This window comes from Halobacillus litoralis (genome assembly GCF_020524085.2).
Classification (GTDB): domain Bacteria; phylum Bacillota; class Bacilli; order Bacillales; family Halobacillaceae; genus Halobacillus; species Halobacillus litoralis_E.
Map to the genome: position 1 here is coordinate 724,313 of NZ_CP129016.1, position 20,468 is coordinate 744,780.

15 protein-coding genes, 12 tRNA genes, 3 rRNA genes and 2 pseudogenes are annotated in these 20,468 nt (G+C 45.9%); 3 read left to right on the top strand and 29 right to left on the bottom strand.

What is annotated here, in order from left to right; genetic code table 11:
* Window positions 1-200: 200 nt before the first annotated feature.
* The 5 genes from glmM to sigW form a co-directional block, all read right to left on the bottom strand.
* Window positions 201-1,550 (bottom strand): phosphoglucosamine mutase, encoded by a 1,350-nt coding sequence (gene glmM, locus LC065_RS03760; protein ID WP_306163938.1) that lies wholly within the window; start codon window positions 1,548-1,550, stop codon window positions 201-203.
* Window positions 1,551-1,608: 58 nt separating this feature from the next.
* Window positions 1,609-2,604: a CdaR family protein gene (locus LC065_RS03765; RefSeq protein ID WP_226594390.1), complete on the bottom strand. Its 996-nt coding sequence runs from the start codon at window positions 2,602-2,604 to the stop codon at window positions 1,609-1,611.
* Complete coding sequence (gene cdaA / locus LC065_RS03770; RefSeq protein WP_089652931.1) at window positions 2,597-3,409, bottom strand: diadenylate cyclase CdaA; 813 nt, start codon at window positions 3,407-3,409, stop codon at window positions 2,597-2,599. The genes LC065_RS03765 and cdaA overlap by 8 nt, the downstream gene beginning before the upstream one ends.
* A gap of 203 nt (window positions 3,410-3,612) precedes the next feature.
* Window positions 3,613-4,269 carry a zf-HC2 domain-containing protein gene (locus tag LC065_RS03775; protein WP_226594387.1) on the bottom strand — a complete coding sequence of 219 codons (657 nt, stop codon included), beginning with the start codon at window positions 4,267-4,269 and terminating at the stop codon, window positions 3,613-3,615.
* A 15-nt stretch (window positions 4,270-4,284) separates the two neighbouring features.
* Entirely contained in the window at window positions 4,285-4,848 is a 564-nt protein-coding gene (sigW, locus tag LC065_RS03780; RefSeq protein WP_146818059.1) for an RNA polymerase sigma factor SigW, read from the bottom strand.
* A 162-nt stretch (window positions 4,849-5,010) separates the two neighbouring features.
* On the opposite strand from sigW, the gene LC065_RS03785 reads away from it, so the two are divergent.
* Window positions 5,011-5,205: an aspartyl-phosphate phosphatase Spo0E family protein gene (locus LC065_RS03785; protein ID WP_226594385.1), complete on the top strand. Its 195-nt coding sequence runs from the start codon at window positions 5,011-5,013 to the stop codon at window positions 5,203-5,205.
* Between the two features lie 11 nt (window positions 5,206-5,216).
* Here the strand turns inward: LC065_RS03785 and rocF are convergent, their stop codons facing one another.
* From rocF to LC065_RS03870, 17 genes are all read right to left on the bottom strand, one after another.
* Entirely contained in the window at window positions 5,217-6,119 is a 903-nt protein-coding gene (gene rocF, locus LC065_RS03790) for an arginase (RefSeq protein WP_226594381.1), read from the bottom strand.
* 310 nt (window positions 6,120-6,429) lie between these two features.
* Window positions 6,430-6,502: transfer RNA gene (locus LC065_RS03795), tRNA-Ala, on the bottom strand.
* A gap of 3 nt (window positions 6,503-6,505) precedes the next feature.
* A tRNA-Gly gene (locus LC065_RS03800) sits at window positions 6,506-6,580 on the bottom strand.
* 16 nt (window positions 6,581-6,596) lie between these two features.
* A tRNA-Lys gene (locus tag LC065_RS03805) sits at window positions 6,597-6,669 on the bottom strand.
* Window positions 6,670-6,706: 37 nt separating this feature from the next.
* Window positions 6,707-6,781, bottom strand: a tRNA-Gln gene (locus LC065_RS03810).
* Window positions 6,782-6,889: 108 nt separating this feature from the next.
* A tRNA-Tyr gene (locus tag LC065_RS03815) sits at window positions 6,890-6,975 on the bottom strand.
* Between the two features lie 16 nt (window positions 6,976-6,991).
* Window positions 6,992-7,067 (bottom strand) — tRNA-Thr (locus tag LC065_RS03820).
* A gap of 12 nt (window positions 7,068-7,079) precedes the next feature.
* Window positions 7,080-7,155: transfer RNA gene (locus LC065_RS03825), tRNA-Val, on the bottom strand.
* A gap of 6 nt (window positions 7,156-7,161) precedes the next feature.
* A tRNA-Glu gene (locus tag LC065_RS03830) sits at window positions 7,162-7,236 on the bottom strand.
* A gap of 21 nt (window positions 7,237-7,257) precedes the next feature.
* A tRNA-Thr gene (locus LC065_RS03835) sits at window positions 7,258-7,329 on the bottom strand.
* A 3-nt stretch (window positions 7,330-7,332) separates the two neighbouring features.
* Window positions 7,333-7,407, bottom strand: a tRNA-Asn gene (locus LC065_RS03840).
* 43 nt (window positions 7,408-7,450) lie between these two features.
* Window positions 7,451-7,564, bottom strand: a 5S ribosomal RNA gene (gene rrf / locus LC065_RS03845).
* Window positions 7,565-7,654: 90 nt separating this feature from the next.
* Window positions 7,655-10,567: ribosomal RNA gene (locus tag LC065_RS03850) — 23S ribosomal RNA — on the bottom strand.
* Window positions 10,568-10,733: 166 nt separating this feature from the next.
* A tRNA-Ala gene (locus LC065_RS03855) sits at window positions 10,734-10,809 on the bottom strand.
* A gap of 8 nt (window positions 10,810-10,817) precedes the next feature.
* Window positions 10,818-10,894, bottom strand: a tRNA-Ile gene (locus LC065_RS03860).
* An 85-nt stretch (window positions 10,895-10,979) separates the two neighbouring features.
* Window positions 10,980-12,545: ribosomal RNA gene (locus LC065_RS03865) — 16S ribosomal RNA — on the bottom strand.
* Together the 16S, 23S and 5S rRNA genes with 12 tRNA genes alongside form the textbook arrangement of a ribosomal RNA operon.
* 472 nt (window positions 12,546-13,017) lie before the next feature.
* Window positions 13,018-13,239 (bottom strand): hypothetical protein, encoded by a 222-nt coding sequence (locus LC065_RS03870; RefSeq protein ID WP_089654407.1) that lies wholly within the window; start codon window positions 13,237-13,239, stop codon window positions 13,018-13,020.
* Between the two features lie 429 nt (window positions 13,240-13,668).
* On the opposite strand from LC065_RS03870, the gene LC065_RS20370 reads away from it, so the two are divergent.
* Window positions 13,669-14,118 (top strand): polysaccharide deacetylase family protein, encoded by a 450-nt coding sequence (locus LC065_RS20370; RefSeq protein ID WP_371933440.1) that lies wholly within the window; start codon window positions 13,669-13,671, stop codon window positions 14,116-14,118.
* Window positions 14,119-14,167: 49 nt separating this feature from the next.
* On the opposite strand, the gene LC065_RS03880 is transcribed toward LC065_RS20370, so the two are convergent.
* Window positions 14,168-14,767 carry a KinB-signaling pathway activation protein gene (locus LC065_RS03880; protein WP_226594782.1) on the bottom strand — a complete coding sequence of 200 codons (600 nt, stop codon included), beginning with the start codon at window positions 14,765-14,767 and terminating at the stop codon, window positions 14,168-14,170.
* A gap of 140 nt (window positions 14,768-14,907) precedes the next feature.
* Here LC065_RS03880 and gerD point away from each other — a divergent pair, with 140 nt between their 5' ends.
* The gene (gene gerD, locus LC065_RS03885) at window positions 14,908-15,561 is read left to right on the top strand and encodes a spore germination lipoprotein GerD (RefSeq protein ID WP_226594780.1); all 654 of its coding nucleotides are present in this window, start codon (window positions 14,908-14,910) and stop codon (window positions 15,559-15,561) included.
* 49 nt (window positions 15,562-15,610) lie between these two features.
* On the opposite strand, the pseudogene LC065_RS03890 reads toward gerD, so the two are convergent.
* The 6 genes and pseudogenes from LC065_RS03890 to truA all read right to left on the bottom strand — a co-directional run bounded on the left by LC065_RS03890 (window position 15,611) and on the right by truA (window position 20,460).
* A pseudogene (locus LC065_RS03890) lies at window positions 15,611-16,663 on the bottom strand (P-loop NTPase).
* 81 nt (window positions 16,664-16,744) lie between these two features.
* Window positions 16,745-17,470, bottom strand: a complete 726-nt coding sequence (gene cwlD / locus LC065_RS03895; protein WP_226594775.1) for an N-acetylmuramoyl-L-alanine amidase CwlD — start codon at window positions 17,468-17,470, stop codon at window positions 16,745-16,747.
* A gap of 126 nt (window positions 17,471-17,596) precedes the next feature.
* Window positions 17,597-18,445 carry a VOC family protein gene (locus tag LC065_RS03900; RefSeq protein WP_226594773.1) on the bottom strand — a complete coding sequence of 283 codons (849 nt, stop codon included), beginning with the start codon at window positions 18,443-18,445 and terminating at the stop codon, window positions 17,597-17,599.
* Window positions 18,446-18,653: 208 nt separating this feature from the next.
* Window positions 18,654-19,046 (bottom strand): annotated as a pseudogene (gene rpsI / locus LC065_RS03905) (30S ribosomal protein S9).
* A gap of 18 nt (window positions 19,047-19,064) precedes the next feature.
* Window positions 19,065-19,502, bottom strand: coding sequence for a 50S ribosomal protein L13 (gene rplM / locus LC065_RS03910; protein WP_075038156.1), 438 nt, complete (start codon window positions 19,500-19,502; stop codon window positions 19,065-19,067).
* Window positions 19,503-19,776: 274 nt separating this feature from the next.
* Window positions 19,777-20,460, bottom strand: coding sequence for a tRNA pseudouridine(38-40) synthase TruA (truA, locus tag LC065_RS03915; RefSeq protein ID WP_371933400.1), 684 nt, complete (start codon window positions 20,458-20,460; stop codon window positions 19,777-19,779).
* Window positions 20,461-20,468 lie beyond the last annotated feature (8 nt).

The following is a 20,468-nucleotide window of genomic DNA, read 5'->3' on the forward strand; positions in this document are numbered from 1 at the left end:
AAAATAAAGTCCTTCTTGTCTGTTTTCCAGTTGTAAGCTTTCTTAAACTTGAATTTCGACATTTTTCTCAAGGACATGTTCAATTTTACACAGACCACTCAGATGGGTCAATAAAAATTGTAACCGTTACAGAAATGTAAGGGCCCTGTAATAGGATATGCGCAGATCACCCCCATGTGCGACCTGCGCAAGCCCTGAAATTACTCCTTCAAACCAAGCTCTTCTTCAACGACTTGGACAACTTTATCACAATACTCTTCGCACTGTTCTTCCGTCGGTGCTTCCACCATAATTCTTACTAAAGGTTCTGTACCGGAAGGGCGTACAAGAACTCGTCCACTTTCACCCATCTCCTCTTCTACAGCCTGGATGGCTTCATGGATTCTAGGGTGCGTTTGAACTTTATTTTTATCAATGACACGGACATTCTTCAATACTTGAGGGAACTTTTCCATTTCACCGGCAAGCTCTGAGAGTGGTTTTCCTGTCTCTTTCATAACGTTAACCAGTTGAAGAGCCGACAGCATACCGTCACCCGTTGTGTTGTAATCAAGGAAGATGATATGTCCGGATTGTTCCCCACCAAGGTTATAACTACCGCGGCGCATTTCCTCCATGACATAGCGATCACCTACGGCTGTCTTATCACTCTTCATTCCATTCGCTTCTACTGCTTTATAGAAACCAAGGTTACTCATGACTGTAGAGACCACTGTCGAGTTATTCAACGTACCATTTTCATTCATGTGCTTGGCACAAATGTACATGATTTTGTCTCCGTCCACGATATTCCCTTTTTCATCAACCGCAATTAGACGATCACCGTCTCCATCAAAAGCAAGTCCTACATCCGCTTTTTTCTCTTTCACAAGGTCTTGCAATGGCTCTGGGTGTGTAGAACCGACACCATCATTAATGTTCAGACCATCCGGGGAAGATCCAATTGAAGAAATGTCCGCTTCAAGATCTGCAAACAAGTGGGATGCCAGAGATGAAGTGGCTCCGTGAGCACAATCGAGTGCGATATGGAGTCCTTCAAAATCATAATCAACGGTTTGCTTCAAGTGTTGCAAGTACTTCTGCCCACCCTCAAAGTAATCATTGATTTGTCCAAGATCCGCTCCTGAAGGCCTTGGAAGGTCATCTTGCTCTGCATCAATCAATGCTTCAATTTCCTGTTCTTGATCATCAGTCAACTTAAAACCATCTGGACCGAAGAATTTGATGCCATTATCTTCAACAGGGTTGTGGGAGGCAGAAATCATAATTCCCGCTTCTGCCTGCAATGCTTTTGTTAAAAAAGCCACGCCTGGTGTGGAGATGACCCCAAGACGCATGACCTCTGCACCAATTGACAATAACCCGGCAGCGAGTGCACCTTCAAGCATCTCACCAGAGATTCTTGTGTCACGTCCAATCAAAACCTTCGGACGTTCGACACCTTTAGTAACGACATAACCGCCGTAACGGCCCAGTTTAAATGCAAGCTCCGGTGTTAATTCCTTATTCGCGACGCCTCGTACGCCGTCTGTGCCAAAATATTTACCCATAATCATTCGACCTCTCTTTCTATACTTTCCATTGATCTATGTTCTCACGATTGATCCGTTATCGTTGATCTGAGCCGTTTTCGTCATTTCCCGCTTCGCCTTCAACGACTTCAATGTCCACTTCAATCGTTTCAGGTTGAACAGAAGTCACTCCTTCAGGGAGCGGAATATCGACTTCCACCGTTTGATTTTCAGTCACTTCTGATACATCGACTGGTACTTCAGGAAGCGCCTCAATGCCATCGAGTACTTCCTTCGGTCCGGAAATGGTGACTTCTTCTGTTTCCGTACTGACCGATTCAATCAGTACCCCTTCCGTATTTCCTCCACGAGCGGCGACATTTAACGGGACGCTTTTCGTCCGTGTGGAGATCGGAACAGATACGTTCACAGTCGTTGGGTCCACGAGGACATTCAACTCATTCCCCTGATTATCATAAACCTTCACAGGAGCTTCCTGCGTTTCAATCGACTCTGTAGCCCCTCCGACATCAATGATCGCTTTCACAGAGGCTACACGCTCAATGACCGATGAAGCTCCCGTAATGGCAACTTCTGAAGGATCCACTTCTGGTTCACCAAGCTCAAGCGCACTATCCAGGTTTCCTTGGTTGATATAATCAATGTTCACTTCATAATCTTCGGTTACTTTTTCCTCAATCGTCACTTCAATGATTTTTGGATTGAGTGTGACTGCAAGCTGGTTGGATATCCCTGAGTGCTGTAAGGACACCTCATGTGTACCCGGACCAAGTCCATTCAAATCTACAAAAACCGTAAAATTCTTCTGTCTGGAAACAGGAGCAACAGCAGAGGTCGGCCCCTCCACAGAGACAGAGACTTCCTGAGGGATTCCACTGACCACATATTCTTCACTATCAAACCTGATTTCCAACGGAATGTTTTCCATCACTTCCATGTCAGAGGATGACTGGTTAAAGAACAAAGAATCAGAGTCCATATTGTTATCCACATTCACCGTCACCCAAAGAAGACCAGCAAGCATAAGGGATATAATTCTTATAAACCATACACTTTTGAACCAATTATCCATTCTTCTTCCCCCTCCAGTTCCAACTTTTCACCGCAGGGGCGGAGTAATCTAATTCTGTACGTAAAATCTCTTCCAGTTTCACTTGATCAAGGTCGCGATGCAATTCTCCGTTCTTCGTACAGGAAATAGCACCTGTCTCTTCAGAAACGACGATCGTTAAAGCATCTGTCACCTCACTGATCCCCATAGCCGCTCTGTGCCTCGTCCCAAGTTCCTTCGAAATAAAAGGACTCTCTGAAAGTGGGAGATAACAGGCCGCAGCGACAATTTCATCATTTTTAAGTATGACCGCTCCATCGTGGAGAGGAGTGTTCGGTATGAAGATATTCGTAAGCAATTCGCTCGACAAGTGCCCACCGACACGGATGCCTGTTTCTACGTAATCCCCCATACCTGTGTCACGTTCAATCGTAATCAATGCACCAATTCGGCGTTTGGCCATATAGTTACAGGACTTAATGATGGCCTGTAAGGTTTTCTCGGTGTCTTCTTCTTCTGAAGTGTTCCTGCTGAAGAAACTTCCCCGTCCAAGTTGTTCTAAAGCTCTTCTGAGTTCAGGCTGGAACAAAATGATAATCGCGAGGAAACCCCACGTAATCGCTTGTGACATCAGCCACCTTAATGTGGTCAGTCCAAATAAATTACTCAACAACCATATACCCAGAATAACGAAAATACCTTTTAATAGCTGAACGGCCTTCGTTCCCTGGATCAGCATGATTAATTTATATACAACAAACCAGACAAGGGCGATATCCACAGTAATCAAAAAATAATCTAAAACATCCAATCCCCCATCAAGCATGCCTACACTTCCTTTTAGATATAATAAAACTTAAAAATTCACATTTACCATTATATCACATAACCTTTCCCGTATATATGGAGAACATACCGTCCTGACGACAGACCTATACGGTTCTGTACCATTTTGGTTGTTTCAGGGAAACTTATGCTCCTTTCTGTTCAATAAAATAAAGCAAGGAAGCGTTGGCCTCCTTGCTTTATTTAATCCGACTCAAATGAGAAAATCGCCTTGAAAGTTTTCTTCGTATGATACCAGACCCATTCGTAAACCTGGTTCACTTCGGTCAATTCCCCTGAATAGGCTCTGAGATTGTTCCGGTCAAGTTCATCATTTTTTCCTCCTTGTCCGGATGGGGTGTTAAGAATGTCTCCATTGATCAGGGTAATGTCCCCATCGACTTTTCCGTCGATCCGCAAGTCTCCATTTCTAACAACTAAATCCCCTTCAACCGTAACGCCTTCCGGTACAATGACCGTATGATCACGTATTTCCAGATTCTCCTGCTTAGATACCGTCACTTGCTGGTCCTGATTCCATTCGGTAAATATGCCACCGAACATCAATATAAAAAAGACAGCAGCAGCTGTAAGCAAAGGGTGCCGCTGGAACTTACGAATGTAGTTCTTCCGTTTCTTCTCTTTCGGCAAATTCGCCATCACATTCGCAGTAAAACGTGGCGGCGCAGAAACAGGTGTGGTGTTCTTGATCAGAGTGGTCGTTCTCTTTAACTCATGAAAGTGATGTTGGCAGCTTTGGCAGCCTTGTAAATGATCTCTCAATCGTCTCTCTTCTTCTTTATTTAATTCACCATCCAGATACTTATGCATAAGTTCAATGGCTTCTCTCTTGCAATTCATTCCCTCTCAACTCCTTCACACATGTCGAAGCCTCTTACGTAAAGCCTCTCTACCTCGGTGGACCCTCGTCTTAACTGTCCCTACTGGAATATCAAGCACCTCCGCAATCTCTTGAAGAGCAAGCTCATCTAAATAACGAAGCACAATGACACTACGATATTTAGGAGGAAGCGCTAATATTTCTTTGTGGATATAAGACTGTAATTCAAGGCTTTCCACTTCTTCTTCAGGTAGAGCTTGGTCGGCAGCTAATTGCGAATACATATCTAACCCTTCCGTCCCCTTCACTTCTGCATCCAGATGATAGTCCGGCTTTTTTTTACGGATACGGTCAATCGACAGATTCGTTGCTATTCTATACAACCAAGTGGAGAATTTCCGTTTCTCATCAAACGTATGAAGATTCGTGTAGGCTCTAATAAAGGCTTCCTGGGCCAGGTCTTCAGCTTCATACGAGTTCCCAACCATTCGCAGACAAATATGAAAAACTTTATTCTGGTAAAAAGATACAATGTCTTCGAAAGCGGATTGATTGCCTTTTTTCACTTCTTTTATTTTTTGCTTAATCATGGTTTCCATCTTCTAATACCTCCGCTATACGTGCGGTCGATAACCTTTACGGATGACCTCGCCACAAAGTTTCATAAATTTAATATTTTTTTAGCTAATATAAGTTTAACTTTTTTTTAGTATCGGTTATAAAGCTGTAAATGTAAAAAATTTCTTAGGAGGAAATTTAATATGCAGCGAGAGTCCGCTTTGAAGAAAGAAATCGAAGCTTGTCGTATGGAAATGATTCGCTTAGCCAGCCTCCATAAGTTGAGCTCGCCGGAAGTCGTACAAGTGAGTGTGAAATTAGATAACCTGTTAAATGAATACGATGAAGCAACCTATAAAAAACAGCAACCCACCTTGCAAAGAGCGGGTTACTGCTAGGGATCGTTTATTTATTTCAAGCTCTCACCAAATAGAGAACCCATTAAACCTACCGCTACGCTAGCGGTTTTATTTTTTTCATCGAGAATCGGATTCACTTCTACAAATTCCGCGGATGTGATCATCCCTGACTGATGAAGCATTTCCATAGCTAGGTGACTCTCACGGTAGCTTAATCCACCCATTACCGGTGTTCCCACGCCAGGAGCTTCGTTAGGGTCCAGTCCATCAAGGTCCAGGCTTAAATGAACCCCATCGGTACGATCTTTCAAATAATCCACTGTTTCTTCCATCACTTGGGTCATCCCCATACGATCCACTTCATGCATCGTATAGACTTTAATGCCCTTCTCTTCAATAAGCACTCGTTCTCCTTCATCGAGAGAACGTGCTCCGATAATCACTATATTTTCTGGTTTAATCTTCGGTTCATAATCATGGATACTCGTCAATTTTTCGTGGCCGATCCCTAAGCTTACAGCTAATGGCATCCCATGAATGTTACCAGAAGGCGAGCTGTCGCCTGTGTTTAAATCGCCGTGAGCATCATACCAGATGACTCCAAGATTTTCATAATGTTTCGCAACTCCTGCAAGAGTCCCCATAGCTATACTATGATCTCCCCCAAGTACAAGTGGGAAACGTTTATTTTCTACTACCTCATCTACCGCTTTTGCAAGACGACGGCTTCCTTCGGCAATTTCATTCAAGTTACGTAAATTATCCTGTTTTTCATCTGTATTATGTTTTGGGCGAGGAATCTCAATGTCCCCTAGATCTTCAATGTTATATTTCAATTGCTCTAGACGTTCAACCATACCTGCATAACGAATAGCACTTGGTCCCATATCCACGCCTCGACGCATCTGTCCAAGGTCCATAGGTACACCGATAACTGAAAGCTGTTTATTCATTAAAGTTCCTCCTTTTTTCTCTACTATAATTGTATCCGTTTTTCCCGTTATGACTCAACTGGACATGTTTGTGCATATATATACGAAAACCAGTATGAAAACGTATGTAATCATGCATGTTTACAAGGTTTCGACCCATTTACCATATTATGGGTTGGATTGGATGGCGAGGTACTAAACTTTTTTATAATTACCGATAGAAAAGAGTATCGAACCTATACGCATAACAGACGGACCCGAATGAAACAGAGGAAGGAAAAAAGGAAAAATAAAAAACCTGACATCAACGATTGATGTCAGGTTCAAAGAGTGGAGCCTAGCGGGATCGAACCGCTGACCTCCTGCGTGCAAAGCAGGCGCTCTCCCAGCTGAGCTAAGGCCCCGTATGGAGCGGGAGACGGGATTCGAACCCGCGACCCCCACCTTGGCAAGGTGGTGTTCTACCACTGAACTACTCCCGCATATAAAATTGAAAGATGAGCCATGAAGGATTCGAACCTTCGACCCTCTGATTAAAAGTCAGATGCTCTACCAGCTGAGCTAATGGCTCATAATAAAATGACTTCCAGTATAACATCTTAAAAAAATGGCTGGGCCAGCTGGATTCGAACCAGCGCATGACGGTACCAAAAACCGTTGCCTTACCGCTTGGCTATGGCCCAACAGTTACAAAAATAGTATTGACCATCAAAAGATCATTATACAAGGAATGTTTATTTTCATAAAAAATAGCTGATCATGAATGTCAGCCGTTATCGTCAATGAAAAAATGGTGGAGGGAGTAGGACTCGAACCTACGAACCCGATGGGAGCGGATTTACAGTCCGCCGCGTTTGGCCAACTTCGCTATCCCTCCACTTTGACTAAATAAGTGGTGCCGGCCAGAGGACTTGAACCCCCAACCTACTGATTACAAATCAGTTGCTCTGCCAGTTGAGCTAGGCCGGCTTATGAATTTAATGGTGGAGGATGCAGGGTTCGAACCTGCGACCCCTTGCTTGTAAGGCAAGTGCTCTCCCAGCTGAGCTAATCCTCCGATAAGTGGTGACCCGTACGGGATTCGAACCCGTGTTACCGCCGTGAAAGGGCGGTGTCTTAACCACTTGACCAACGGGCCATGTGTTTGATAGTTTCTCAGAGCTTCCAGCCGGATTTGAACCGGCGACCCCTTCCTTACCATGGAAGTGCTCTACCACTGAGCTATGGAAGCAAGTGGCTCCAACGGTAGGATTCGAACCTACGACCGATCGGTTAACAGCCGATTGCTCTACCACTGAGCTACGTTGGAATAATGTTCATTCATCAAAAGCATTAATAAGGAAAGAGAATCAATGTGGCGGCGTCCTACTCTCACGGGGGTAAACCCGACTACCATCGGCGCTGAAGAGCTTAACTGCTGTGTTCGGCATGGGAACAGGTGTGACCTCTTCGCCTTCACCACCACATCAATATAAAGTTTGAGGTGAACCCTCAAAACTGGATAAGGAAACATCTTGTTTGAAAAGCAATTGTCATTCACGAATGATTGAAATCAGATAGATAAGTCATCGATCCATTAGTATCCGTCAGCTCCACGTGTCACCACGCTTCCACCTCGGACCTATCAACCTCATCGTCTCTGAGGGATCTTATTACCTTATAGGTAAGGGAAATCTCATCTCAAGGGGGGCTTCATGCTTAGATGCTTTCAGCACTTATCCCGACCACACGTAGCTACCCAGCGATGCTCCTGGCGGAACAACTGGTACACCAGCGGTGTGTCCATCCCGGTCCTCTCGTACTAAGGACAGCTCCTTTCAAATTTCCAACGCCCACGACGGATAGGGACCGAACTGTCTCACGACGTTCTGAACCCAGCTCGCGTACCGCTTTAATGGGCGAACAGCCCAACCCTTGGGACCGACTACAGCCCCAGGATGCGATGAGCCGACATCGAGGTGCCAAACCTCCCCGTCGATGTGGACTCTTGGGGGAGATAAGCCTGTTATCCCCGGGGTAGCTTTTATCCGTTGAGCGACGGCCCTTCCATGCGGAACCGCCGGATCACTAAGCCCGACTTTCGTCCCTGCTCGACTTGTAGGTCTCGCAGTCAAGCTCCCTTGTGCCTTTACACTCTGCGAATGATTTCCAACCATTCTGAGGGAACCTTTGGGCGCCTCCGTTACCTTTTGGGAGGCGACCGCCCCAGTCAAACTGCCCACCTGACACTGTCTCCGGACCGGATTACGGTCCTGGGTTAGAATGTCCGTACAGCCAGGGTAGTATCCCACCAGCGCCTCCACCGAAGCTAGCGCTCCGGCTTCCAAGGCTCCTACCTATCCTGTACAAGCTGTACCAACATTCAATATCAGGCTACAGTAAAGCTCCACGGGGTCTTTCCGTCCTGTCGCGGGTAATGTGCATCTTCACACATAGTATAATTTCACCGGGTCTCTCGTTGAGACAGTGCCCAAGTCGTTGCACCTTTCGTGCGGGTCGGAACTTACCCGACAAGGAATTTCGCTACCTTAGGACCGTTATAGTTACGGCCGCCGTTTACTGGGGCTTCGGTTCAACGCTTCGCATAAGCTAACGCATCCCCTTAACCTTCCAGCACCGGGCAGGTGTCAGCCCCTATACTTCGCCTTACGGCTTCGCAGAGACCTGTGTTTTTGGTAAACAGTCGCTTGGGCCTTTTCACTGCGGCTCCTCGGCAGAGGAGCACCCCTTCTCCCGAAGTTACGGGGTCATTTTGCCGAGTTCCTTAACGAGAGTTCTCCCGCTCACCTTAGGATCCTCTCCTCGCCTACCTGTGTCGGTTTGCGGTACGGGCACCTCTTTCCTCACTAGAGGATTTTCTTGGCAGTGTGAACTCAGGAGCTTCGGTACTATATTTCCCTCCCCATCACAGCTTGACGTTGCCGGACGGATTTGCCTATCCGACCGTCTCACTGCTTGGACGCGCACATCCAGTGGCGCGCTCTCCTTATCCTCCTGCGTCCCCCCGTCGTTCAAACGGAAAGGAGGTGGTACAGGAATATCAACCTGTTGTCCATCGCCTACGCCTTTCGGCCTCGGCTTAGGTCCCGACTAACCCTGAGAGGACGAGCCTTCCTCAGGAAACCTTAGGCATTCGGTGAAAGAGATTCTCACTCTTTTTTCGCTACTCATACCGGCATTCTCACTTCTAAGCGCTCCACCAGTCCTTACGGTCTGACTTCACGGCCCTTAGAACGCTCTCCTACCACTGATCATAAGATCAATCCGCAGCTTCGGTGGTGTGTTTAGCCCCGGTACATTTTCGGCGCAGAGTCACTCGACCAGTGAGCTATTACGCACTCTTTGAATGATGGCTGCTTCTAAGCCAACATCCCAGTTGTCTAAGCAACTCCACATCCTTTTCCACTTAACACACACTTTGGGACCTTAGCTGGCGGTCTGGGCTGTTTCCCTCTCGACCATGAACCTTATCACCCACGGTCTGACTCCCAGAACAAAGTCTATGGCATTCGGTTTGACTGAATTCGGTAACCCGATAGGGGCCCCTCGTCCAATCAGTGCTCTACCTCCATGACTTTCTATTCTGAGGCTAGCCCTAAAGCTATTTCGGAGAGAACCAGCTATCTCCGTGTTCGATTGGCATTTCACCCCTACCCACACCTCATCCCCGTAATTTTCAACTTACGTGGGTTCGGGCCTCCAGTCAGTGTTACCTGACCTTCACCTGGACATGGGTAGATCACACGGTTTCGGGTCTACGACCGCATACTCACTCGCCCTATTCAGACTCGCTTTCGCTGCGGCTCCGCTTCTGCTGCTTAACCTCGCATACGGTCGTAACTCGCCGGTTCATTCTACAAAAGGCACGCCGTCACCCATTAACGGGCTCCGACTACTTGTAGGCACACGGTTTCAGGTTCTCTTTCACTCCCCTTCCGGGGTGCTTTTCACCTTTCCCTCACGGTACTGGTTCACTATCGGTCACTAGGGAGTATTTAGCCTTGGGAGATGGTCCTCCCGGATTCCGACGGAATTCCTCGTGTTCCGCCGTACTCAGGATCCACTCCGGAGAGAGAAAGATTTCGACTACAGGGCTGTTACCTGCTCTGGCTGACCTTTCCAGATCGATTCGCCTATCTTCCTCTTTGGTAACTCCAATGGAGTGTCCTACAACCCCAGAAAGCAAGCTTTCTGGTTTGGGCTGATTCCGTTTCGCTCGCCGCTACTTGGGAAATCGCGTTTGCTTTCTCTTCCTCCGGGTACTTAGATGTTTCAGTTCCCCGGGTGTGCCTGCCTATACCTATGTATTCAGTATAGGATACTGTTCCATTACGAACAGTGGGTTTCCCCATTCGGAAATCTCCGGGTCAAAGCCTACTTACGGCTCGCCGGAGCATATCGGTGTTAGTCCCGTCCTTCATCGGCTCCTAGTACCAAGGCATCCACCGTGCGCCCTTATTCACTTAACTATCTTCGTGAAAAGACGTTTACAATTTCAATTAGATGTCTTGTCATCAATTGTCTCATCGTTAGATGAAACAATGATTCCTTATCCAGTTTTCAAGGTTCACGCCCTTATTCAGGGTTGAATATAAAACACAAAATAGATTCTTGTGTTTAGGTGTAACATTTAAATGGTGGAGCCTAGCGGGATCGAACCGCTGACCTCCTGCGTGCAAAGCAGGCGCTCTCCCAGCTGAGCTAAGGCCCCTTTTTGAATGGTGGGCCTGAGTGGACTTGAACCACCGACCTCACGCTTATCAGGCGTGCGCTCTGACCAACTGAGCTACAGGCCCATCCAATTAAAGGAAGATCATATTTTCATAGTTTGATCTCTCAAAACTGAACAACCAACACAGTACGTTTCCGTTATATCCTTAGAAAGGAGGTGATCCAGCCGCACCTTCCGATACGGCTACCTTGTTACGACTTCACCCCAATCATTGGCCCCACCTTCGGCGGCTGGCTCCAAAAAGGTTACCTCACCGACTTCGGGTGTTGCCAACTCTCGTGGTGTGACGGGCGGTGTGTACAAGGCCCGGGAACGTATTCACCGCGGCATGCTGATCCGCGATTACTAGCGATTCCGGCTTCATGCAGGCGAGTTGCAGCCTGCAATCCGAACTGAGAATGGTTTTATGGGATTTGCTACACCTCGCGGCTTCGCTGCCCTTTGTACCATCCATTGTAGCACGTGTGTAGCCCAGGTCATAAGGGGCATGATGATTTGACGTCATCCCCGCCTTCCTCCGGTTTGTCACCGGCAGTCACCTTAGAGTGCCCAACTAAATGCTGGCAACTAAGATTAGGGGTTGCGCTCGTTGCGGGACTTAACCCAACATCTCACGACACGAGCTGACGACAACCATGCACCACCTGTCACTTGGTCCCCGAAGGGAAAGCCCTATCTCTAGGGTTGTCCAAGGATGTCAAGACCTGGTAAGGTTCTTCGCGTTGCTTCGAATTAAACCACATGCTCCACCGCTTGTGCGGGCCCCCGTCAATTCCTTTGAGTTTCAGCCTTGCGGCCGTACTCCCCAGGCGGAGTGCTTAATGCGTTAACTTCAGCACTAAGGGGTGGAAGCCCCCTAACACCTAGCACTCATCGTTTACGGCGTGGACTACCAGGGGTATCTAATCCTGTTTGCTACCCACGCTTTCGCACCTCAGCGTCAGAAACAGACCAGAGAGTCGCCTTCGCCACTGGTGTTCCTCCACATATCTACGCATTTCACCGCTACACGTGGAATTCCACTCTCCTCTTCTGTCCTCAAGTTCCCCAGTTTCCAATGACCCTCCACGGTTGAGCCGTGGGCTTTCACATCAGACTTAAGGAACCGCCTGCGCGCGCTTTACGCCCAATAATTCCGGACAACGCTTGCCCCCTACGTATTACCGCGGCTGCTGGCACGTAGTTAGCCGGGGCTTCCTCGTTAGGTACCGTCAAGGTACCGCTCTATTCGCACGGTACTTGTTCTTCCCTAACAACAGAACTTTACGATCCGAAGACCTTCATCGTTCACGCGGCGTTGCTCCGTCAGACTTTCGTCCATTGCGGAAGATTCCCTACTGCTGCCTCCCGTAGGAGTCTGGGCCGTGTCTCAGTCCCAGTGTGGCCGATCACCCTCTCAGGTCGGCTACGCATCGTCGCCTTGGTGAGCCGTTACCTCACCAACTAGCTAATGCGCCGCGGGCCCATCTGTAAGTGATAGCGAGAAGCCATCTTTCAACTTTCCTTCATGCGAAAGAAAGTATTACCCGGCATTAGCCCCGGTTTCCCGGGGTTATTCCGATCTTACAGGCAGGTTGCCCACGTGTTACTCACCCGTCCGCCGCTCGTTCCACGAGCTTCACCCCGAAGGGATCCACTCGCTTCCCGCGCTCGACTTGCATGTATTAGGCACGCCGCCAGCGTTCGTCCTGAGCCAGGATCAAACTCTCCATAAAAGTTAAGTTTGACTTGCTCATTTGCACACCGAATGTGCTTTGTTTCAAATCTCTTCTATAAAGAAGAAATGTTTTGACGTACTGGTTGGTTCGTTCAGTTTTCAAAGATCAAATGTTTTGCTCGCCGCTTTGTCAGCGACTCAATCAGTTTATCACTTTCGGTTGTTTATGTCAACAACTTTTTTTGTGATGTTTTTTGATGTCGTTTTGGCGACATTTAATAATTTATCATGCCTGCCTTGCAGTGTCAACAACTTTTTTGAAGTAATTCGTTTGTTTCCGCTGCGCTGTTTTGTTTTCCGACAACGTTTAATAATATATCACAGACTAAAAAAGAAAAGCAATGCTTTTTTTGAAATTCATTTAAAAAAGTTATTTTATCGAGCAAAGGCGCATAATAAAAGCCCTGATCTACTTTCAGGGCTTAGTTTCTGACCTTTAGCATTATTGATAAGCTGAAATGATTATAGCATTAATTCTGCTTCTTTTTCCTAGGCATATACTGTAAACACTCTTCCCTGGTTGCAAATCTGCGGAAGATCTGAAAAAGAACCTCATACCTTTCTTCCATTGCTCTTTTAAGTCCTTGATCGATCCTGTGGTCTCCGAGGTCAAACGTGATTTCTTCCATTTCTCTTTTTAACAAATATTCAATTTCACGACGTTCCTGTTCATTAATCATTAAACCATGCACCTTAAAGGACCTCCCTTTAACAACTCTCTATATTTTTACCCTAAATCTTGTGTTTTTAGCATAGGTTGTCCTTTTTTTCATATGTATAGAACATATTGGAAGGAAGGTGAATCGTGCAATGAGTTTCTACACTTGGAAAGCTGAGCGGATGAAACGCTATGGAGTTGTGGTGGCTTTGGCCTTTTTTTTGCGCCCTTTTCTTATGGATCGGACAATGGAGTCAACTCCCCGTCTTTTCTAATGAAGGCGAGCCCCGTGCTTTGACACAAGGAAGCGATAAAAATTCAAACGTTGCACTGACATTCAATATAAGCTGGGGAACAGAGAAGGTCCACGATGTGTTGGAGCAGTTAGAAGCCAACAAGGTCCAGGCCACTTTTTTTTGTCAGTGGTGAATGGGCGGAGCGTCACCCCGATATAATTAAGGAAATTCATGAAGGAAAGCACGAAATCGGGATGATGGGATATAAATATGAAAGTTACCTTGAACAAAAACCCGCACAAGTACAACAAGACATGAACCAAGCCAAGGAAGCTTTTGAGAAACTGGGTTTTGATGAAATCAAGTGGATCCGCCCGCCTCATGGTCATATGGATAAAGAGGTTCTGAAGATGATTGAAAACGAAGGAATGCAGGCGGTGCAATGGAGCATCAATCCGAGAGACTGGGAAAATCCAGGCACGAATACCATCATAGACACCGTTCTTAATGAGGGTTCAGAAGGAGATATTATCTTGATGCATGCTTCTGATTCAGTGAAACAAACGGCGAAAGCTCTTGAGGTCATCTTGCCCGGTTTGAAACAAAAAGGATTGAAATTCGTAAGCATTACTGAGCTGGTCAGTGGCGCAGAATCAGAGACCACTCAAATTGAATAACCCCGATTTAAAAAAACAACCACCGCGTTTCTTGGGCGGTGGTTGTTTTTTAGGCAGCTTTTTCAGATGTTTTCGTTATACGGTGAAGTAAAATGAGTTGATAAGCATTGCAGATGAACAATGGAATAATCATCAACCACACATAATCACTGCCCTGGGCTCGTAAAGCAGGAACCCACTCGACACTTGTAACGACGATCATAAAAAACAGGGCAGGAATAAATGCATGCCGCTTCGTTTCCTTTGCTTTTATATAAGCAACAAGGACGGAAAGGCCAAGAAGACCTAAGGCTGTCCATAAAAATGGCCAGATGGACGCGTTTTCTGCAGCCTGATATCTAAAGTACACAAGATCAAAGAGCGTAAATGCGATCAAGAAGAGTTGGACCGGGGTCCATAACGAACGAAATATGCCCTTTCCAAACTGATTGACTGTCAGGTAGGCGAAGAAACCCATCTGACTGATGATACTGAATATAAATCCAAGGCCCGCAAAAAATAACAATAAGCCAAAGAGCTCAAAAAGTTGGAACGGCTTCAGCACTTCAGCATAAGAATCATATTTAAAGATAAAACTGATGATCAACGTCGTCAAACCGCCGATCCATAAGGTCGTTAAAAACAACCTTACCCATTTACGACTATTCACGGAAGTTCCCCCTATTATACAAAAGACTTTTCCACCGTATTTTACCACGAAGTCGAGCTTTTTTCCTCCAGTCTTCGTATAATTTCTGTCGAATCGCAGATAGTAAACGTAAGGAGAACTTAAGAAAGGGGACATGCAAAATGTCCAAACTCCGATTCTTATGTCCCGTCCTAATCCTTGTACTCCTCGCTGCTTGCAGCGGTGCATCAAGTGCAAGCGAACAGACGGATTATGATACAACGAAGAAGATGATCGTTGATATTCTGAAATCGGACGACGGGAAGAAAGCGATGACTGAAGTCCTTTCTGATGAGAAGATGCAGCAGCAGATGGCCCTTGAGTCAGAAGTTGTATCGCAAGCTGTCCAAAAGACACTCGTTTCTGAAGAAGGAAAAGCTTTTTGGAGTAAATTGTTCTCCGATCCAAAGTTCGTCCAAGAATTCAGTAAAGTCCTTGAAGATCAGCAGAAAAAGCTGATGAAAGGATTAATGAAAGATGCTGAGTACCAAAAATTGATGATTGAGCTTTATAAAAACCCTGAAATGATGAAGGAAATGGTAACCGTCATGGAAGGGCAGCAATTCCGTGCACATCTGCAGAAAACCATAGAAGAGACAATAAACAGCCCTGTTTTCCAAGCGAAAATGAGCGAAACCTTATTGAAAGCAGCGGAAAAAATGCAGAGTGGTGGCGGTGGGAAGTCTGATTCCTCCGGCGAAGGCGGAGAAAGCAGCAGTGAAGAGCAATCCGGCGGTGGCAGCAGCGGTGAAGGTGAAAAAAGTCAGCAAGGCTAACCACAAGCCAAAAAAACACGCACTTCTTTGAGAAGTGCGTGTTTTGCTATTAATACTTATCGATTACTTTTGCAGCCATATTACGGTAAATGACACCGATTGGATGATCTGTCTGGTAGACAGATGGCGCGAAAACATCCTCTTCTTCGTAGGGCTGTTGAAGCGGCACATGTCCCAGAACACCTGTCTGAAGAGTTTCTGCAAGCTTCACGCCGCCTCCTCGACCGAAGACGAACTCTTTGTTTCCTGTCTCTTTACTTTCAAAATAAGCCATGTTTTCAACGACACCAAGGATTTCATGTTCCGTTTTCAGGGCCATTTGACCAGCGCGTGCGGCTACAAAAGCGGCCGTCGGATGCGGAGTCGTTACGATGATTTCTTTAGATGACGGAAGCATAGAGTGTACATCTAATGCCACATCACCGGTTCATGGTGGCAGGTCAAGAAGCAGGTAATCAAGGTCGCCCCATTCCACTTCTTTGAAAAAGCTCGTCAACATTTTGCCGAGCATAGGTCCGCGCCAGATGATTGGAGAGTTATCTTCTACAAAGAACCCCATCGATACAAGCTTGACCCCGAACCGTTCTACAGGAATAATCTTCTCCCCGCGTACGACCGGCCGCTCCTCTACACCCATCATGTCCGGAACACTGAACCCATAAATATCTGCGTCAATAATCCCAACTTTTTTACCAAGGCGTGTTAAAGCTACAGCAAGGTTAACTGTGACCGTAGATTTCCCTACGCCACCCTTACCACTCGCAATGGAGATGAACTTCGTTCCTGTATTTCCACCTAAAAGAGAAGCTTCTTGCTCCTGTTCCGCTTCAGGCTGGAACCTTTGGATCACATCATCTGGAAGCTGATCGAAACGCAAGCCTACCGTTGCCGCTCCACCGCTTTTCAGTTCATTGACAATTTTCTGCTGCAATTCCATCTGTTCAGCTGTATTTGTCTTTCCAATCAATATTTTAACGCTGACATGATTTTTTTCTTCTTTAATTTTTATTTCTTCAACTCCACCGGTTTCTTCCAACGTTTTATGTAAAAACGGGTCTTCGATTGAATGGAGGATTTCTAGTACTTTTCCTTCTGTCAACAAGCCGGTTCACCATCCTTAGAAATATGTTTCACTATGGCTAGTATAACATATATGAAACGCTTTCTAAGTGATTTGCTTCAATCAGTCTTCAGAAGGAAGCTCTCTTTCTGTGACATACCGGAGCACTCCTTGATAGATGGACGCTGACATTTTTCTTTGGTAATCATTATCCTTTAACAATTCTCGCTCCCCTGGGTTTGATAAAAATCCCGCTTCCACTAAAACCCCTGGGGCTTTCGCGTGTTTTAAAATATAAATACTAGACAAACCAAAAGCTCCACGATCCGTATTCCCTATATTCTCCTTGATTTCGGATTGAATGAATTTGGCCAAGGTTTTACTTTCCTCATTTTTTGGATAATAAAAGGTCTGGGCCCCGCTCCATTTTTCAGATGGAATGGCATTCAAATGTAAACTGATGTATAAATCCGCTTCTTTTTCTTCAATGTACTGAACCCTGTTTCGGACATCCTCCGCCTGCCTGCGCCGCGCTTTTTCCGCTTCATCTGATGCAAGATCATTGTCATCATCCCGGGTGAGGTACACGAGCGCACCCGCTTGCTGCAAATAATCACGAAGGTATTCAGCCATTTGCAAAGTAATGACTTTCTCTTCCGTACCATCCTTACCAGAAGCACCAGCATCAGGTCCCCCATGCCCTGGATCCAGGACAATCACTTTACCGGACAGCGGAGACGACCATACCGTCCACGCATCCTTTGCTTCCTGAATCGGATAGGACACAGCGCACACCATTACAATGATCCCTGCTAACCATAAAAATGTCTTTACTCTAGGTTTTCGCATGCCTCACACTCCCTTATACTCCTCCCTTTTTCACTATATGGGACAGGGTGGACAAATATGTGAATGCATGAGAAAGCTTTTTTAACAGGGAATAACAACATCCCAATTATCGTTTTAAATTAAATTTCAGACAAGCAGCCGTACGCGGTTCTTTGATGGGTCCATGGTATAGATCATTCCATCGTTTTCATCGACAGAAGCTCCCATTTGCCGGATTCTATGGATCGCTTCTTTCCTAGAGTGATCCTGAGGAAAATGAATATCAAACCACTTCAATCCTGCTTCCTGATCTTCTGGAGGCGGGGCACCGGCACCCTTCCATGTGTTGAGCCCGATATGGTGATGATATTTTGCCGATGAAATAAATAAGGCTTCATCACCAAGCCGGCTCACTACATCGAACCCTAAACCTTCACAATAAAATTGCTTCGCTTTTTCAAGATCAGAGACATGAAGGTGAATATGTCCCATGACCGTCCGATCCGGTATCCCCATCCACCCGGCGTTGGTTTCAAAACGGAACAACTCCTCAAAGTCCAATGGGTCAACAGCCATTTTCACCTCACTACCGGACCATTCCCATAATGATGGAGGACGGTCGATATACACTTCTATACCATTTCCATCAGGATCAGAAAAGTAGACGGCTTCACTAACGAGATGATCTGCCGATGCCACCTGGGTGTTGTTCCTGATCAAGTGTTTGACCAAATCGGCTAGGTCTGCCTTTTCCGGCAAAAGGAGCGCAAAGTGATACAGGCCCGTCGCTTTTCTATTTGGTGGTCTAACATTCTTATCCTCCTCAAGGACAAGAAGCGGCTTTTCTTCCCCAGCACTTAAATATACAGCACCATCGGACTGCTTCCATATTTGAAAACCAACGATGTTTGTATAAAACTCTGCGGATCGCTTCAAATCCATGACCCTCAAAGTGACCTGTGTGACATGTGTGTTTTCTTTTTCATGAAAAAGCATGTGAACCCCTCCATTCGAATATCTTTTCCCTCAGTATATCGGAATAGGAATTCTACAGGTATTCATATGCTTTTAAGCATGTCCGCACCCGTCCGCGAAATTCAATACCCGGCACCACTTGTCAGCAACCGCAGTCACTACCATGAGCTAAAGGCATAAAAAAAGACTCCCAACCGAGTCGGTTGAGAGTCTTTTGTATAAGCATCGATTAACGCTTGGAGAATTGTGGAGCGCGACGTGCACCTTTAAGACCGTATTTCTTACGCTCTTTCATACGTGCGTCACGAGTCAATAGACCAGCGCGCTTCAATGGTGTACGGTATTCAGGATCCGCTTGTAACAATGCACGAGCGATTCCGTGACGGATCGCACCTGCTTGTCCTGTGAATCCACCGCCATCTACGTTTACATATACATCATAGTTACCTTCAGTTTCTGTAACAGCTAGAGGCTGTTTCAGAATCATACGAAGAGTTTCATATGGGAAAAAGTCTTCAGCATCACGTTTGTTTACTACTACACGACCAGTTCATGGAACAAGACGTACACGAGCTGTTGAGCTCTTACGACGACCAGTACCTGAGTATTGTACTTGTGCCACTAAGATTACCTCCTTTGATTATCCGCGAAGTTCGTAAACTTCTGGTTTTTGTGCTTCATGTTTGTGTTCCGCACCAGCGTAAACATGAAGTTTCTTGCCCATCTTACGTCCAAGACTTCCTTTTGGAAGCATCCCTTTAACAGCAAGCTCTAGCATTTGCTCAGGGTATTTCGTACGCATTTCGTTAGCCGTACGGGATTTCAAACCACCTACGTGGTTAGAATGACGATAATAGATCTTATCGTTGATTTTGTTACCTGTAAGTTGGATCTCACCAGCATTGATGATGATGACGTGGTCACCTGTGTCAACGTGTGGTGTGTATGTTGGTTTATTTTTACCGCGAAGGATCGCAGCAACTTCGCTCGCTAAACGGCCGAGTGTTTGCCCTGCAGCATCCACAACATACCATTTACGTTCAACGTTGTTTTCATTTGCCATGAAAGTTGTGCGCATATCGGTTTCCCTCCTGAAATGTTTGATTTCTCATAGACTTCGTTACTACTTTATCATTTATCTCGAATACGATTAGTTTTCCGGGGCTAACCGTGGTACAGAAATAAAATGCCATAGAATATAATATAACACCTTGTAACTATATGTCAAGGGCATGCACACCTGGATTCGTTGTTTTTTTAAAGAAGTGAATTATTTTTTGAATCCATCTGATTCTTGATAAAACACTTCCCATAAAAATAATCCTTGCGGTGGTGCTGTCTTTCCTGCTTCTTTACGTTTTTTTTGCTTGGATGATCCGCTTTACATCTTCAGGCTTACGATCGTTCCTTCCGATTTCCAAAAGAGTTCCGACAAGAATCCGAACCATATTATAAAGGAATCCTGATCCTCGGAAGACAAATACCATGTCATTCCCCTCTTTTGTTACCTCTGCTTTATAAATTGTCCGAACCTTGGTGCCTTTGATGTCCGTCTTCGGTGAACAAAAAGAGGTGAAATCATGCTCTCCCTCAAGGTGTCTGCATGCTTCTCTCATCCTGTTGATATCGAGTTCTGCGCGGACATGGTGAGTATAATGACGGCGGAAGAGATCCGGCTCATGAGCTTGATGGACATAATAGCGGTACTCTTTTCCCTTCGCATCATATCTTGCATGGAATTCTTCAGATGCTTGCTCGGCAGAAACGACTTGAATATCATCCGGAAGAAGCGAGCCCAATGCTCTTTTCCAATTCGCCATAGGAATATGAAGGGGAGTATCAAAGTGAATCACCTGACCGAGCGCGTGAACACGTGCATCCGTACGTCCAGAAGCGACCACTTTCACCTGATCTCCTTTGTGCATTTTCCTTAATGCTTTTTCAAGCTCTGCCTGAATGGTATTCCCATTAGGCTGAACCTGATAGCCGGCATAATTCGTCCCATCATAACGGATGACCATACGAATTCTTTTCATAAAACGTT

Coding starts and splice junctions, on each gene's coding strand:
- rocF (WP_226594381.1), bottom strand. CDS start 6,119: ATGAATAAACAGCTTTCAGTTATCGGTGTACCTATGGACCTTGGACAG.
- gerD (WP_226594780.1), top strand. CDS start 14,908: ATGTCCAAACTCCGATTCTTATGTCCCGTCCTAATCCTTGTACTCCTC.
- glmM (WP_306163938.1), bottom strand. CDS start 1,550: ATGGGTAAATATTTTGGCACAGACGGCGTACGAGGCGTCGCGAATAAG.
- truA (WP_371933400.1), bottom strand. CDS start 20,460: ATGAAAAGAATTCGTATGGTCATCCGTTATGATGGGACGAATTATGCC.
- LC065_RS03900 (WP_226594773.1), bottom strand. CDS start 18,445: ATGCTTTTTCATGAAAAAGAAAACACACATGTCACACAGGTCACTTTG.
- cdaA (WP_089652931.1), bottom strand. CDS start 3,409: ATGCTTGATGGGGGATTGGATGTTTTAGATTATTTTTTGATTACTGTG.
- cwlD (WP_226594775.1), bottom strand. CDS start 17,470: ATGCGAAAACCTAGAGTAAAGACATTTTTATGGTTAGCAGGGATCATT.
- sigW (WP_146818059.1), bottom strand. CDS start 4,848: ATGGAAACCATGATTAAGCAAAAAATAAAAGAAGTGAAAAAAGGCAAT.
- LC065_RS03785 (WP_226594385.1), top strand. CDS start 5,011: ATGCAGCGAGAGTCCGCTTTGAAGAAAGAAATCGAAGCTTGTCGTATG.
- rplM (WP_075038156.1), bottom strand. CDS start 19,502: ATGCGCACAACTTTCATGGCAAATGAAAACAACGTTGAACGTAAATGG.
- LC065_RS03775 (WP_226594387.1), bottom strand. CDS start 4,269: ATGAATTGCAAGAGAGAAGCCATTGAACTTATGCATAAGTATCTGGAT.
- LC065_RS03765 (WP_226594390.1), bottom strand. CDS start 2,604: ATGGATAATTGGTTCAAAAGTGTATGGTTTATAAGAATTATATCCCTT.